This is a genomic window from Myxococcus sp. MISCRS1, from assembly GCF_026626605.1.
GTDB lineage: Bacteria > Myxococcota > Myxococcia > Myxococcales > Myxococcaceae > Myxococcus > Myxococcus fulvus.
Genome location: NZ_JAPNKB010000001.1, coordinates 7,905,513 through 7,919,694, shown reverse-complemented (window position 1 = coordinate 7,919,694; position 14,182 = coordinate 7,905,513). Strand labels below are relative to the sequence as shown.

Genomic DNA, 14,182 nt, shown 5'->3' with positions numbered 1-14,182 from the left:
GAAGGTCACGCCCAGTCTTGAATTTTTGACGGGTTGCGTTCCCGGATACCTCCGGGCGCGTCGGCTGCGCCGGGGCTCCAAGTCGCCCCCCCAAGGTGACCCACTGCAGGGCACCGACCGGGTGTGGAAGGAAGGAGCGGGCGGCACGCGCGTGGTGGAGGACCTCGAACGCGGTTGAAGACAAGGCTCCGCCCGGCAGGGTGCCGGTGGCAAAGCGGAGCAATTGAACTCGGAGGAGCAGGCGGTGGTCCCCTTGGCCCTCGACAGCGTGACGTGTGCCGTTCCCGGACAGACCGGGGAGGACGTCCTGACTGGAGGGCCTCCGGAGGCCGCCTCTCCTTTCGCAGCGTGCACGCAGGCGCGGCGTCTTGCCGCCTCCCGTCCGGTGAGGTCCGCCCTACCGCGCGCGCGTCCAGGATTCGTCCATGAGCAGCATCCTCGTCATCAACGCCGCGGGTCGGGAGACCCGCGTGGCGCTCGTCGAGAACGGGCACATCGCGGAGTTCTATCTCGAGCGTAAGAAGGACAAGGGCGTCGTCGGCAACATCTACAAGGGTCGCGTGGTCCGGGTGCTGCCCGGCATGCAGGCGGCCTTCGTGGACATCGGCCTGGAGAAGGCCGCGTTCCTCTACGTCAGCGACGTCGTCTACGACCCGGACTTCGCCCGGGCGCAGTTCGAGCTGACCGAGGGCGAGCACGAGGACGCGCCCGACGTCCCCACCGAGTCCGAGGCCGAGGCCGCCGAGGCCGCCGCCCGGAACGGGGGTCCGCAGCACCACCACCCCGTGGAGCACGCGGCGGAGGCGGAGGTCGAGGAGCTGTCGGCCGAGGCTCCCGCGCACCTCGAGGGCCTGCCGAAGGACACCCGCCTGGAGCTGGCGGCGAACGCGCCGTCGGTGGAGGTGGCATCCGGGACGGAGTCCGCCGTGGCCGAGGCCGCGCCGACGACGTCCGAGGCCGCGCCGTCCGCCAGCGAGCCTTCCGTGACGGTGGTGGCCAGCGAGGTGTCGGTGTCCGTGGAGGGCGCGACGGCCTCGGTGGAGACCGCGTCCGTGGCGGTGGCGGTGCAGGAGGTCCCCTCCCCCGCGTCGGAGTCGGCCGAGGCCGCGTCCCAGGCGCCGGTGTCCGAGGACGGTGTGGCGGCGGCGCAGCAGCAGCCCGAGCCGCCGCCGGCCGCGGCCACCGCGCTGAGCGAGCTGATTCCGCCGCCCGCCGGTGAGGAGGGCGCGCTGGCCGTGGCCCGTCCCGCCGAGGTCTCCGGTGAGCGCCGCACGCCGCGCGAGGCCCGGGAGGCGCGCGAGCCGCGCGGCCGGGAGAAGGAGAAGGACAAGGGCCGTCACAAGCAGGACGAGAAGCGCCGCGACAAGCGCGATGACGACGGCAACGGCAAGGAGAAGGTCAAGCAGCGCCGGACGGACAAGATCGAGGACTTGCTGAAGGTGGGCCAGGAGGTGGTGGTCCAGATTTCCAAGGACCCCATCGGCACCAAGGGCGCGCGGCTCACCTCGCACATCTCGATTCCGGGCCGTCAGCTGGTGTTCATGCCCACGGTGGACCACGTGGGCATCAGCCGCCGCATCTCCAACGAGAAGGAGCGCCGGCGGCTGCGAGAAATCGTGGACCGGCTGCGTCCGCCCGGCACGGGCTTCATCGTGCGCACGGTGGCGGAGAACGTTCCGCAGGAGAAGCTCGAGAGCGACATCCGGTTCCTCATCGAGGTGTGGAACCAGGTGGTGCGCAAGAACGAGAAGCGGGGCGGCCCCGGTCTGTTGCATCCGGACCTGGACCTCATCCTGCGCGCCACGCGCGACTTGTTCGCGCACGACGTGGAGAAGCTCGTCGTCGACGACCGCGAGGAGTACGAGCGCATCCTGGGCTTCGTGACGGCGCAGGACCCGGCGCTGCGCGACAGGGTGGCGCTGCACGAGGGCGACGACACCGTCTTCGACGCGTACGGCATCGAGCAGGAGCTGCAGCGGGCCACCCAGCGCAAGGTGTGGCTGAAGAGCGGCGGCTACCTCATCATCGACCAGGCCGAGGCGCTCACGGCCATCGACGTCAACTCGGGACGCTACGTCGGTAAGAAGAGCCTCGAGGAGACCATCACCAAGATCAACGTCGAGGCGGCCAAGGAGATTGTGTACCAGCTCCGGCTGCGCAACATCGGCGGCATCATCATCTGCGACTTCATCGACATGGAGAAGGCGCAGAACCGGGACAAGGTCTTCAAGGCGCTGCAGGAGGCGCTGGGGCGCGACAAGGCGAAGACCAACGTGCTGCGCATCTCCGAGCTGGGCCTGGTGGAGATGACGCGCAAGCGCGTGCGAGAGTCCATCGGCCGGGTGCTGCACGAGGACTGCCCGTACTGCGACGGCAACGGCTTCGTGAAGACGGCGACGACGGTGGCGTACGAGATCTTCCGGGAGATTCGCCGGGAGGCGCCGGGCTACAAGGACTCCACGCTGGTCATCAACTGCAACGCGGAGGTCGCGCGCCTGCTCCAGGGCGAGGAGCGCAACGAGCTGCGGCACCTGATGGACCGCTACAACAAGTCCATCCAGGTCAAGGCGCAGCAGAACTACCACCGCGAGCAGTACGACATCTATGGTCGCTCGGCGACGGGCCCCGAGCACAAGGTGGCCTCGTCCCCTGGCTCGGGTGACGGCGAGCTGGCGATGCAGCAGCGCAAGCCGGACAGCGGCGGCTTCGGGCGGCAGGACCAGAACCGCCGGGGCGGTGGTGGCGGCAGGGATCGCGACAGGGACCGGGGCGGTGGTGGTGGTGGCGGCGGAGACCGGCGCGATGACCGCCGTGACGGCCGTCGTCCGGACCGTGGCGGAGACCGTCCTCGCGGTGAGCGGGGTGGTGACCGGGGCGAGCGCGGTGAGCGTGGTGACCGGGCCGGTGAGCGTGGTGGCGGTGAGCGCGGTGACCGGGGCGGTGAGCGCGGTGAGCGTGGTGGCGGCGAGCGTGGTGACCGGGGCGGTGAGCGCGGCGACCGGGGTGGTGAGCGCAACGAGCGCGGTGAGCGTGCCGACCGTGGCGGTGAGCGCGGCGAACGCGGTGAGCGTGGTGACCGCGGCCCACGGGGCGAGCGCGGCGAACGCGGTGACCGTCCTCGCGGCGAACAAGGCGGCGAGCGCGGTGACCGGGGCGGAGAGCGTGGCGAGCGCGGTGGCAACCAGGGCTCCGCGGGAGGCAACGGCGGCGAGAGCAGTGGTGGCTCGACGCCTCCGGCATCGGGCCAGGGTGGCTCGGAGCCGTCGGGCGGTAGCTCGACCTGATTCCGCGAGGTGAGGCGGGGCGGCGCTTAGGTGACCGCCCTTCTCACCCAGGCATCAGCCATCCCATGGAAGCCAAGTGGAGTGGGCTCCGTAGTGGCCCACTTCCTCACCCTCGGGATTGGAACGGCAGCACCCTCCTCTGGCATCACGGACTGGAACTGCCGCCCCTTCATGGGTGCGAAGTGGTCTGGGCCCGGTGCCAGGTCCGGACCGCTGGGAGGGGCCAGCCATCAGGCTCCGCGTCGCCCCAATCCTCGGCCAGGAGCCGGAAGAATCGCGCTTGTGGGAGCAGGCACCGTCGAATCACGCATGACGTCCCGTGACGGATGCGCGCGCCTCCCTCTTCTCAACGATGAGGCCTGCGTCCGGCCCTGGCTCGCACGAGGCCTCCTGGATGTCGGTCAATGTGCCGCGACAGGCGCCTATCCACGGGAGGTGGGCTGGCCCTGGAGGTACAGGTTTGGCTAGCCTTGCGACTCCATGTCGCGGAGCGTCGTCGGCTCCCGGTCTGCTTCCGCCTCGGATGACACCCACCTCCGCTCCACTCCAGCGCCCTCACCGCCCACCGAGCCACCGCGCGGTGCACCAGCGCATGGGCAGGAGCGCCTGAGGTTGGCCATGCCCTCGACTCCAGCGTCGTGGTGGCGGAGCACGCGCGAGCGTGCCCGTGACTGGGCGCTGCGCGTCTGGGAACCCGTGCAGGGAACCCAGGTGGGCCGCTTCGCGACCGACACGTTCCTCGCCGCGAGGACCGTGGCCCAGGGCTTTCGCGGAGAGAACCTCCGACTCCGCGCCGCCGCGCTCACCTACATCAGCATGTTCTCGCTGGTGCCGCTGCTGACGGTGGGCCTCGTCCTGCTCAACGCGTTCCACCAGGACCGCTTCGAGGAGCGGCTGCGCTTCGTCGTGAGGGAGATGCTCGCCCCCGGCGTCCAGGAGAAGTCCGCCGCGGTGCTCAACCAGCTCCTCGAGCAGAGCAACTCCGTGGCCATCGGCAGCGTCGGCTTCCTGGCCATCCTCCTGTCCGCGGGCTCCCTGCTGCGCCACATCGACGGCGCGGTGAACGAGCTGTGGGGCATCCGCCGCCAGCGCCCCTGGGGCACCCGGCTGCTCATCTACTCGGGCCTGCTCCTGTTGGGCCCCGTCTTCCTCGCGGCCTCGCTCACCGGGACGCGGGCCGTGCGCGGCGTCCTCCAGAGCCTGCCCTTCGCCAGCGTCCTCATCGCGCTCGGCACCACCCTCATCGCCGTGGTGGGCCTGACGCTGCTCTACTTCTGGACCCCCTACGCCCATGTCCGGGTCCGCTCCGCCCTGGCGGGGGGGCTCGTCGCGGGCCTGGGTTGGATCCTGGCCAAGTCGGTGTACGCCGAGTTCGCCGCGCGCAGCTTCCGCTACAACCTGCTCTACGCCTCGCTGAGCGCCCTGCCCCTCTTCCTCGCCTGGGTCTACGTCAGCTGGCTCGTGCTCCTCTTTGGAGCGCGGCTCGCCTACGCCGTCGAGCACACCGCCTTCCGCGACTCCCTCTTCGCCTTCGGCACCCACCCACGCGCCCATGAGCTGGTCGCCTCGCGCATCGCCCAGGAGACGACGCTGACGTGGGTGGACGGAGGTCCAGCTCCCACGCCCCGGGTGCTGGCGACCCGGCTTCGCGTCCCCGAATCGCTCGTCCACGAGGTGGTCGACCGCATGGTCACCGCCGGCCTCCTGGAGCGCCTGCGCCGGGGGGGCTTGAGGCCCGCCAGGGACCCCGCCTCCCTCACCCTGGCCGACACCACCCTCGCCGTGCACGGGGTGATGATCTCCGGCGGGGCGGACACCTGGGATGGCCCCAAGGCCACCGGCTTCGAGCAGGTGGAGCACTTCTTCCAGGAGGCGGACTGCCTCGGCGTCGAGCGCCTGCGACGCACGCGCTGGACGGACCTGGTGGCGCCCCTGCGGCCTGAAGTCGCCCAGGAGGCCCCCTCGGAGCCCCCCCGAATGGCAGCCAGCGGAAATCCGTAAAGTTTCTAGGTGGTTGGGAGTCCACCCTGCTTGCAGTGCCGGCGCGTTCTGTTATGTTTTCCTGATTCGACCACGGGCCAGAGTGCCCTGTTGCGAAGGGGTCACCGGGTTTGCGGGAGCGTCCGATGCTCAAGTCCGATCTGATCAACATCCTCGTGGCCAAGCGGGGCGTGACGCAGAAGCAGGCTGAGGCCACCATCGAGACGATTTTCGAGTCGATGAAGGATGCCCTCTGTCGCGGCGAGAACATCGAGATTCGCGGCCTCGGTGCCTTCCACGTGAAGAACTACCAGGGCTACCAGGGTCGCAACCCGAAGACGGGCCAGGTCATCCCGGTGAAGCCCAAGCGGGGCCTGCTCTTCCGCACGGGCAAGGAGCTGCGCGACAGGGTCAACCGCCCCGCCCCCCAGCAGGCCCAGGCGGACCTGGCGTCCCCCGAGAGCAAGGGCCCCGGCAGCACCGGCACCGGCCTCTGACCCACCCTCACATCCCATGGGACACCGGCGACAGCCGACCGATGGGACGAATCTGCAGGGCGCCATCCAGCTCGCCGTACGTGAGCACCGCCACGTCCGGGAACGCCCCCTCGCACAGCCTGCGCAGTGACCTGCGCACATCCGGCGCGGTGAGCAGCACGGCCTTCCCGCCCGTCGCGACCTGACGCACCCCCTCCAGGATTTCCGCCACCCGCTCCGGGTCCGGCGAGAGCCCCCTGGGCCCGGCGGCCCGGAGAATCTCCTCCACCTCGGGGTCCACCAGGTACGCATACAGCGGCCCCGTGGGCGCGAACTTGTGGCTGAGGTAGCGACGCAGGGCCTGTCGGCAGCGCTCGGCGAGCGCGGTGGCGTCCCCCTCGGTGGTGGGTGACACGAGCGCCTCCAGGATGGCCCTCAAGTCCCGGATGCTCACGCCCTCCTGGAGCAGCTTGCGCAGCACGTCCGTCAACAGCGGCAACGGCACCTTCTGGAGCGCCTCCTTCACCAGCATCGGCGCACGCGGCTCCAGCCCCTCCAGGAGGCCCTGGACATCCTGGAGCCCCAACAGCTCCGCCGCCCGGCTCCGCAGCACAACGCGCAGGTGCTCGGCGAGCAGCGCCTCGGGGCGCAGCACCTGGACCTGGGCGAGCTCCACCGGGCCGCGGCCCGACTCCGGAATCCGACTGATGCTCCTCCCCGTCGAGGGCTCCACCGCCGGCTCCGCCTTCACCTGGAGGAACGCGAGCTCGTCCGGAGGCGCCAGGGCATAGAGCACGCCCGGGGTCAGCTGCCCGCCGCCCGCGGGGACCTCGTCCACCAGGATTCGATACTCCCCCGGGGACAGATAGGCGGCCTGGGTCCTCACGCGGATGCCGGGGACACGGATGCCCAGCTCGAAGAAGAGCTCGTCCCGAACCGCGTTGAGCTGTTCATGCACGAACGCGCCCCCCGAGGACTGCGTCAGCACCGTCAGGTCCGGCGCGAGGTCCAGGGTGAGCGGGGACACACCCACGGGGAGCGCCGCGCTCATCGGCGGAGCCGCTTCCTTCCCGGAAGCCCCCGCCTTCTCGCCCGACGCCTCCGACTCGCTTGCCGCCGCCACCGGACGGGCCGCGCCGCGTGACAGGGCATACCCGAGTCCCGCCAGGGCCGCCGCCAGCACCAGGAACGTCAGGTGCGGCATGCCCGGCATCAGCGCGAGGACGCCACACAGTCCCGCGACGACCCAGAGCGTCCGGGCCTCGCCGAAGAACTGCGCGCCGATCTCCGCGCCCAGCGAGTCCTCCTCGCGCTCCGAGGCCACCCGCGTGACGACGAGCCCCGCCGCCACGGTGATGCAGAGCGAGGGTACCTGCGACACGAGCCCGTCACCGATGGCGATGAGCGCGAACGTCGCGGCCGCCTCGGAGAGCGACAGCCCTCCCTGCAACACGCCGATGAGCGAGCCACCGAGCAGGTTCACCGCGACGATGACGAGGCCCGCGATGACGTCGCCCTTCACGAACTTCATCGCGCCGTCCATCGCGCCGAACATCTGCGACTCGCGCTCCAAATCCCTCCGGCGCTTGCGGGCCTGAGCCTGGTCGATGGCCCCCGCGCGCAGGTCCGCGTCGATGGACATCTGCTTGCCTGGCATCGCGTCCAGGGTGAACCGGGCGGACACCTCCGCGACACGCTCCGCGCCCTTCGCCACCACCAGGAACTGCACCAGCGAGAGGATGGCGAACACCACGCCGCCGACCACGTAGTCCCCCTGCACCACGAACTCACCGAACGCCTGGATGACGTCGCCCGCGTGCCCCTCCGCGAGCGCCAGCCGCGTGGACGAGACATTGAGCGCCAGTCGGAACAGCGTGGTGAACAACAGCAACGTCGGGAAGGACGTCACCTTCAGCGCGTCCTTCGCTCGCAGCGCCGCCACCAGCAGCGCCACGCCCGCCGCAAGGTTCAGCGCCAGGCCCGCGTCCAGCAGCCACGCCGGCAGGGGGATGATGAGCGCGCCCAGCACGGCGGCCATCGCCACCGCGAGCACCAGGTCCGATGAGCTCTTCACCTTCGACAACCACGACGTCAGGGCCTTCATGAAGTCCGTCTCCGAGATGATTCGTCCGCGTCCCGCGCTTCCATCGCCGTGCGGAGGACGACCGCCGCCGCCTGGTACAGCTCCTCGGGGATGGGCTCCCCCAGGTCGTAGTGGATGAGGCTCCGCGCCAGCGGCACGTCCCGCACCACGGGGATGCCGAGCCGACGTGCCTCCTCGCGCAGCGCGAGCGCCTCCTCCTCACGCGCCTTCGCGACGAGGTAGGGCGCCTCGCACTCCTGGGTGTCGTAACGGAGCGCCACCGCGAGATGCGTGGGATTGACGACCACCGCGGTGGCCCGGGCCACGCCCCGAGCCGGTCCGCCCTGCGCGAGCTGCCGGTGCAACGCCTTGCGCTGTCCCTTGTGGCGCGGGTCTCCCTCGCTCTCCTTGTGCTCGCGCTTGAGCTCCTCCCGGCTCATCCGCAGCTCACGAAAGTGGCTCCGTCGGGCGAGCAGGTAGTCCCCCACTCCCAACACCACCAGCACCCAGGCCAGGGTGTGCACCAGCCCCTCGATGCGCCCCAGCAAGAGCGGCAGCCCCTCGCCGCCCGCGAGCCACGCGGTCCGCAGCACCTGCGGCCCCAGTTCCTCCACCTCGCTCCACACGAACATCGCGACCACGGCCACCACGACCAGCGCCTTGCCCAGCTCCAGCCACGGCTTCACGCTGAACAGCCGCTTCATCCCAGCCGCGGGGCTGACACGCTCCCACTGGGGCGCCACGTGCTCGGGATTCATCTCGAACCCCACGGTGGCCACGCTGACGCCCAGCGACGCGATGAGCGCGCCGCCGAGCACGGGCCCGCTCATGCCCATGAAAATCCAGAGCCCCTCCTCCCAGGCGCCCGCCCCCTGCTGCTCGAGGAACAACCGCGACGTCCAGTCCCGCAGCCGCGCCACCTGCGGCGCCGAGCCCGCCATGAAGCCGAGCACGCCTCCCAACGTCACCGCGCTGGAGGACAACAGTCGGCTGCGCGGAATCTGCCCCTTGCGGCGAGCCTCGCGCAGACGCTTCGCGGAGGGCTGCTCCGTCTTCTCCCCACTCATCGGGCCAGCTCCCCCAACACCGAGAGCGCCCCGCCCGTGGAGACGACTTCCGCCAGCAATCGCTCACACAACACGCCTGTCCCCAACCACAACACCGCGCCGCCCCCCAGGATGCGCAGCGGCGCTCCCAGCTCCTGCAGGTTCAGCTGCGGCGCCGCGCGCGACGCCATCGCCAGGAAGCAATCCACCGTCAGCATCGCCGCCGCCATCGGCGCGCCCACCGCCAGGCCCGTGGCCAGCGCGCCTCCCGCGAGCACGACCACGTGCAGCGTCGCGGCCTCCGTCGGCACGAAGGCCCCCAGCCCCACCACGCCGAATCCACGCACCCAGGCGCCGAACACGAGCGGCGCCACCGCGCCCGACATCACCAGCCCCAAGAGCAGTTGATGCAACCCTTCGCCCGTGGCGGACTCGCGGCTCCCCGACACCGGCAGGCTCGCCTCCGCGGACGTGCCCCTCAACAGGTCGATGAACCTTCCCCCCATCCGCGCCGCGTCGAACGGCAGCGCGGAGACCATCCCCACCGACACGCCATAGGCCAGCTCCCGCAGCAACCAGCCCGCCAGCGTCCACGACGACGTCACCGGCGCCGGCAACTCCACGCCTCCCTCTACTCGGAGGAACAACGCCAGGGACAGCACCAGCCCCAACCGCACCGTCGGCGGCGTGGCCTGTCCACCCAGCACGGGGCACAGGAAGGCCACGGGCACGAGCCGCGCGCAGCACAGCGCCACCACGGCGGCGTCCGGCCCGAGCGCCTCCAGCGACGAGCGAACCAGCTCCAGGTTCATACCGAGACCTCCGCGATGAGCGTCAGGAGCTGGTGGGTGAAGCGCGTGAGCTGGGCGGCGATCCACGGCCCCGCGAGCACCAGGGCGAACACCGCAGCGCACAGCTTGGGTACCACCGACAGGGTGCTCTCCTGCAGCTGCGTCGTCGCCTGGAACAGCCCCGACAGGAAGCCCACCAGCAGGCTGGCCCCGACGGGCGGCAGCGACGCGAGCACCATCAACAACAAGGCCTCACGGCCCAGCGACAGCAACACGTCCTGGGTCATCGCGTCACCGGTATCCGAGGATGAGGCCGCGCGCGAGCAGCGACCAACCATCCACCGCCACGAAGAGGAGGATCTTGAAGGGCAGGCTCACCTGGCTGGGCGACAGCGTCTGCATCCCCAGCGCGAGCAACACGTTGGCGATGACCATGTCGAGCACCAGGAACGGGAGGAAGACGAGGAAGCCAATCTGGAAGGCCTCCTTCAGCTCGGTGATGACGAAGGCTGGGATGATGACGAAGAGGTCCGTCTCCTGGACCGCCTCCGCCTCCTCCGGCGGCCGCAGCTCACGCGCCAGGTCCACGAAGCGGGCCCGCTCCTCGGCGCTGCCATGCTTCACCAGGAACTCGCGCAGGGGCTCGGCTACCCGAGCGGCCGAGTCGAGAATCCGCGCACCGGAGCCGGACTCGAGCTCCTGGTAGGCGAGCTGCCCCGCGTCGTACATCCGCTCCATCACCGAGGCCATGATGTGGCCCGTCAGCACCGCCGCCAGCCCCGTCAGCACCAACGTCGGCGGCGCCTGCTGCGTCCCCATGGCCGAGCGCGCCAGCGACAACACCACCGCGATTTTCGAGAAGCTCGTCAGCATCAGCACCGCGAACGGCAAGAGCGACATCAGCGCGAGCATCCCCATCATCGACAGCGGACTGCCCGCGAAGGACTGCTGACCGAGCATCCCTTCCGGGGACGCCGCGGCGACCAACGGCACGAGCCACCCCAGTCCGCCGCTCATGACCGCATCCCCCTGCGCATCCCACGTCCCGGACGAGGCCGACGGGCCGGCGCCAGGACGAACGGAGCCGCCTGTCTCCGCTCGGGCAGCGCATGCACGTGCGCGAACGCATCCCCGAAGGTCACCAGGAAGTCGCGCCCCTCCACCTCCACCAGCGCGAGACCACACCGCGGTGACAGCCCCGCCCGGGAGACGACCTTCAAGCGCTCGAGGCTCGCCGCGCTCGTCCCCCTCGCCCTCCGTCTCCACCACCATCCAAGCCCCCCCAGTGCGCCCACGAGGAGCACGCACCGGGCCACCGAGACCATGGACACCCCTCCCATCGGCCCCAGCAGGGCCAGCGCGAGCACCAGGAGCGTCGCCACCTGCAAGCGAGCGCGCGGGGAGAACGAGAACCGACGGGCATTCATGGGCGCGCTCACGGCAGCAGGGCCAGGATGCGGGCACCAACCTCGCCCTCGATGTCCACCAGCTCGGCGCGCGCCACCACCCGGTCGCCCACGCGCAACAACACCGGCGTGCTCGCGTTGATGTGCAGCGGCAGCACCACGCCCGACTTCAACGCCGCCAGCTCCGAGAGCGGCACGAGCACCCGCGTCAGCTCCACCTCCACGTCCACGGGGAGCGGGGGCATTGCGTCGCTGCTGCGTTCATTCGAGGCCTGCATGTTCGACTCCGGGAAGGGCGCACGGACCTGCGCGCGCGTCAGACAGAAGCCCTCGGGATGGAACGTCCCCGCGAGCGAGAAGCCACGGCCCACCAGCCGTCCGTCTCCCAGGAGGCGCGCGTTCTCACGGCGCACACCCTCGAAGACCACCACGTCCCCCACCGCGAGCGCGTCCAGCGCCTGGTTCGTGAGCGGCATGCGCCCCACCAGACACCTCAGCTCGAGCGATGCGGCGAGCACCGCGGGCGAGACACTCGCGCCGCGCTCCACCGGGTACTCCAGGAACACGCTCTGGAGCAGCGGGGCCGGCAACAACAACCGGGCCCCCGCGCTCACCTGCCCCACCGTGACACGCAGCTCCACGCCCACCAGGGGCTGCCGGCCCCGCAGCCGGGCCGTGATGTCCTCGCCCCGCATCGTCAGCGCGACCAGGCGCGGCGCCAGCACCGGATACAGCTCCGACCGGGCACGCACCGCCGAGAGCCCCACCAGCACGAGGTACGCCAGCGTCGCGTCCTCCAGACGGGACAGCTCCGTCACCACACCCGCCCTGCCACCCGCGCCCGCGATACGCTCCAGCGCCGCGATGGCCAGCGCGGGCTCCAACTCCAGCACCGCCACGCCGCCCACCGCCGACAGCTCCAACAGGACGAAGACCGCCGGCCGCATCAGCCCACCGAGCGGAGAGACCACCGCGTCCAACAACCGGGCCTCGGCCGTCACGGAGCAACCCAGCTCACGGCCGAGCGCCTCGCAGACATCCCCCAAGGCCTGACGCCCCTGGTTCGCGACACGGGGACGCGCGGCGAGCACGAGGTGCGCCCGGCTCATCCTGCGTGCCCCCAGCCGGCGCAGTCTGCGCGGCTCGGGTGGAATCGACGGTTCGGTGTCCAGGTTCATCGAAGAAGGCTCTTGGGGGGAGTGAGACGACGCACCCCTCTCGTGCACGGCCCCCGCCAGGAGGCCGTGTCGTGAAGTCGCGGAGTTGGACGGTGTTGGAATCCGGGCTCGGGATGCCCGGTACGCAGAACAGGACGGACGTCAGCGCGTGGCTTCGCGGATGAGCCGCTCGGCCAGTGAAGTCAGCAGCGGCGGCGCCAGCGGGTCCACCGGCTCCACCACCCTCCCGGGGAACAGGGTGCGGTGATAGGGCGGCAGGCGCCGGAACACCTCCTTGCGAAGCGGCTCCGGCGCCTCCTCCATCAAGGCCTTCAACCTCGCGGCGGCGTCAGCCCGCTCACCAAACTCCAGCGCCACCTTCGCCTGCCGCCGCGCCGAGGGCATCGCCGCCAGGGTCCGCAGGTGCACCTTCGCGCGCCGCATCGCCCCCGTTCCCAGCCCCTCCAAGAGCTCCCCTGCCCGCTCACGCCCGAGCACCCACGCCACCAGCGCGTACCGCTCCAGGGGAACCACCAGGAGCGGGCGGTGCACCGTGGCCTCCAGGTCCACGGGCGGCGGTGGCGGCGCCACGGGCACCTCCTCCTTCCGCGCCGGACGACGCACCCGCCCCACACGTGTCGCTTCCATGTCGAGTGTCCCTCCTCTCAGGCGACCTTGCGCGCCGCACCCGGCGACAACACGGGCCGCGCGGGCACGGGCGGAACCACGGGCGTCGCACTCAGCTCGCGGAAGTGCCGCATCCGCAGCGCCACCCAGACGAGGGCTCCCGACAGCCCCGTCACCAGCACGCCGAGCACCGCGAGCAGCACCCGCAGCCGCCATGGCGAGGACAGGCCCTGCGCCGCGGCCACCTCCCCCCTCGCGGGAACCTCGTCCACCAACAGCGACACCGACTCGGTGGACAGCCCCTCCACGCCTCCGGCCACGAGCGCCTTCAGGACCTCCGAGCCCTGCCGCACCCTCGCCGCCTGGCCGGGCATCACCCGCACCATCGCCGACGCCTTCGATGGCATGGGCGCGACCCCCGGACGCGGCGGCGGGGGCACCACCAGATGGACTCTCGCCAGCAGCACCCCCTCCATGGACTGGAGCGTCTTCTCCAGGCCCCGCTCCAGCACGCGCACGCGGCACAGCCCCTCCTCCGTGGGCGTGCGCACCAGCCCGCTCCCACCGAAGACGTCGCAGCCCACCTCCGCCGCGGGCCTCGGCAACCCCAGCTCCGCGAGCACCCTCACCGCCTCCGTCGACTGGTCGCCCATGACTTCGATGGACCACGAGGGCTTCTTGCCCGCCTCCAGGACCTTGCGCGCCTCCACCCCTCGCTGGATGAGCACCGTCTGGAGCTCGTTCGCCTGCCGCTCATCCAGTCCGTGCTGGATGCGCTCTCGACACGCCGCCGTCCCCAGGAGCAACAGGACGGCGAGCCACCTTCGGGAAGTCGATGACATGGCGCGCTCAAACCTGCGTCTGGAGGACCTGCTTGACGCCGCCGGTCGCCTTCTCGACGACCTTGCCGGCGAGGTCGAGCTCCTGGCTCGCCCGATAGACCTGCGCCTGCAGTGACAGCAGCTCCGCCGACGAGAAGTCCCGGCCCGACTCCGCCAGCCCCAGGATGTGGTCCAGTCGCTTCTGCGCCTGCCCCACGCGCTCCACCACCTGCGCGGCCTGCTGCTCCCTCGCCGACTGGACCGAATCCACCCGCTCGCCCGCCTGCGCCCGCGCGCACCCCGCGGAAGCCCGCGCCCCCGTGCCCTCGGCCCGGACTACGCCCGCGGAGGCCTCGCCCACCGGACGCGTCGCCCCCTCCACCGACACGGGAGGCCCTCCGCTCGGTCCAGGGTTCCGGGCCCCCTCCAACACCTGACCGAACCGCTCGCGCCCGGGCGCCACGGGCGACAGGCCCGGGCCCCCCACGGCGCCCACTTTGTCCACGCTCAT

Annotated in this window: 13 protein-coding genes; 3 read left to right on the top strand and 10 right to left on the bottom strand. The window is 71.1% G+C overall.

Annotated elements, in window-relative coordinates; translation table 11 throughout:
- Nucleotides 1-425: 425 nt before the first annotated feature.
- The 3 genes from OWM54_RS31680 (at nt 426) to OWM54_RS31670 (ending at nt 5,761) form a co-directional block, all read left to right on the top strand.
- Nucleotides 426-3,284: an Rne/Rng family ribonuclease gene (locus tag OWM54_RS31680; protein ID WP_267699888.1), complete on the top strand. Its 2,859-nt coding sequence runs from the start codon at nt 426-428 to the stop codon at nt 3,282-3,284.
- A 618-nt stretch (nt 3,285-3,902) separates the two neighbouring features.
- Nucleotides 3,903-5,285 (top strand): YhjD/YihY/BrkB family envelope integrity protein, encoded by a 1,383-nt coding sequence (locus OWM54_RS31675; protein ID WP_267699887.1) that lies wholly within the window; start codon nt 3,903-3,905, stop codon nt 5,283-5,285.
- A 125-nt stretch (nt 5,286-5,410) separates the two neighbouring features.
- The gene (locus tag OWM54_RS31670) at nt 5,411-5,761 is read left to right on the top strand and encodes an HU family DNA-binding protein (RefSeq protein WP_046715538.1); all 351 of its coding nucleotides are present in this window, start codon (nt 5,411-5,413) and stop codon (nt 5,759-5,761) included.
- Nucleotides 5,762-5,768: 7 nt separating this feature from the next.
- Here OWM54_RS31670 and OWM54_RS31665 read toward each other — a convergent pair whose 3' ends face one another.
- The 10 genes from OWM54_RS31665 to OWM54_RS31620 form a co-directional block, all read right to left on the bottom strand.
- Complete coding sequence (locus OWM54_RS31665) at nt 5,769-7,844, bottom strand: flagellar biosynthesis protein FlhA (protein ID WP_223781818.1); 2,076 nt, start codon at nt 7,842-7,844, stop codon at nt 5,769-5,771.
- Nucleotides 7,841-8,890, bottom strand: coding sequence for an EscU/YscU/HrcU family type III secretion system export apparatus switch protein (locus OWM54_RS31660; RefSeq protein ID WP_223748242.1), 1,050 nt, complete (start codon nt 8,888-8,890; stop codon nt 7,841-7,843). The genes OWM54_RS31665 and OWM54_RS31660 overlap by 4 nt, the downstream gene beginning before the upstream one ends.
- On the bottom strand, nt 8,887-9,681 hold the full coding sequence (locus OWM54_RS31655) for an EscT/YscT/HrcT family type III secretion system export apparatus protein (RefSeq protein WP_046715541.1): 795 nt from the start codon (nt 9,679-9,681) through the stop codon (nt 8,887-8,889). Before OWM54_RS31655 ends, OWM54_RS31660 begins: the two co-directional genes overlap by 4 nt.
- A complete protein-coding gene (locus OWM54_RS31650; RefSeq protein ID WP_223748240.1) occupies nt 9,678-9,947 on the bottom strand; it encodes a flagellar biosynthetic protein FliQ in 270 nt (89 codons plus the stop codon). The genes OWM54_RS31655 and OWM54_RS31650 overlap by 4 nt, the downstream gene beginning before the upstream one ends.
- 4 nt (nt 9,948-9,951) lie before the next feature.
- Entirely contained in the window at nt 9,952-10,677 is a 726-nt protein-coding gene (gene sctR / locus OWM54_RS31645; protein ID WP_223781815.1) for a type III secretion system export apparatus subunit SctR, read from the bottom strand.
- Nucleotides 10,674-11,087: a flagellar biosynthetic protein FliO gene (locus tag OWM54_RS31640; protein WP_267699886.1), complete on the bottom strand. Its 414-nt coding sequence runs from the start codon at nt 11,085-11,087 to the stop codon at nt 10,674-10,676. The genes sctR and OWM54_RS31640 overlap by 4 nt, the downstream gene beginning before the upstream one ends.
- 8 nt (nt 11,088-11,095) lie before the next feature.
- Nucleotides 11,096-12,244, bottom strand: a complete 1,149-nt coding sequence (locus tag OWM54_RS31635) for a FliM/FliN family flagellar motor switch protein (protein WP_267699885.1) — start codon at nt 12,242-12,244, stop codon at nt 11,096-11,098.
- A 141-nt stretch (nt 12,245-12,385) separates the two neighbouring features.
- Entirely contained in the window at nt 12,386-12,871 is a 486-nt protein-coding gene (locus tag OWM54_RS31630) for a hypothetical protein (RefSeq protein WP_223748236.1), read from the bottom strand.
- A gap of 17 nt (nt 12,872-12,888) precedes the next feature.
- Entirely contained in the window at nt 12,889-13,692 is an 804-nt protein-coding gene (locus tag OWM54_RS31625) for a flagellar M-ring protein FliF (RefSeq protein WP_223748235.1), read from the bottom strand.
- Between the two features lie 7 nt (nt 13,693-13,699).
- On the bottom strand, nt 13,700-14,182 hold the full coding sequence (locus OWM54_RS31620; protein WP_267699884.1) for an ATP-dependent helicase HrpB: 483 nt from the start codon (nt 14,180-14,182) through the stop codon (nt 13,700-13,702).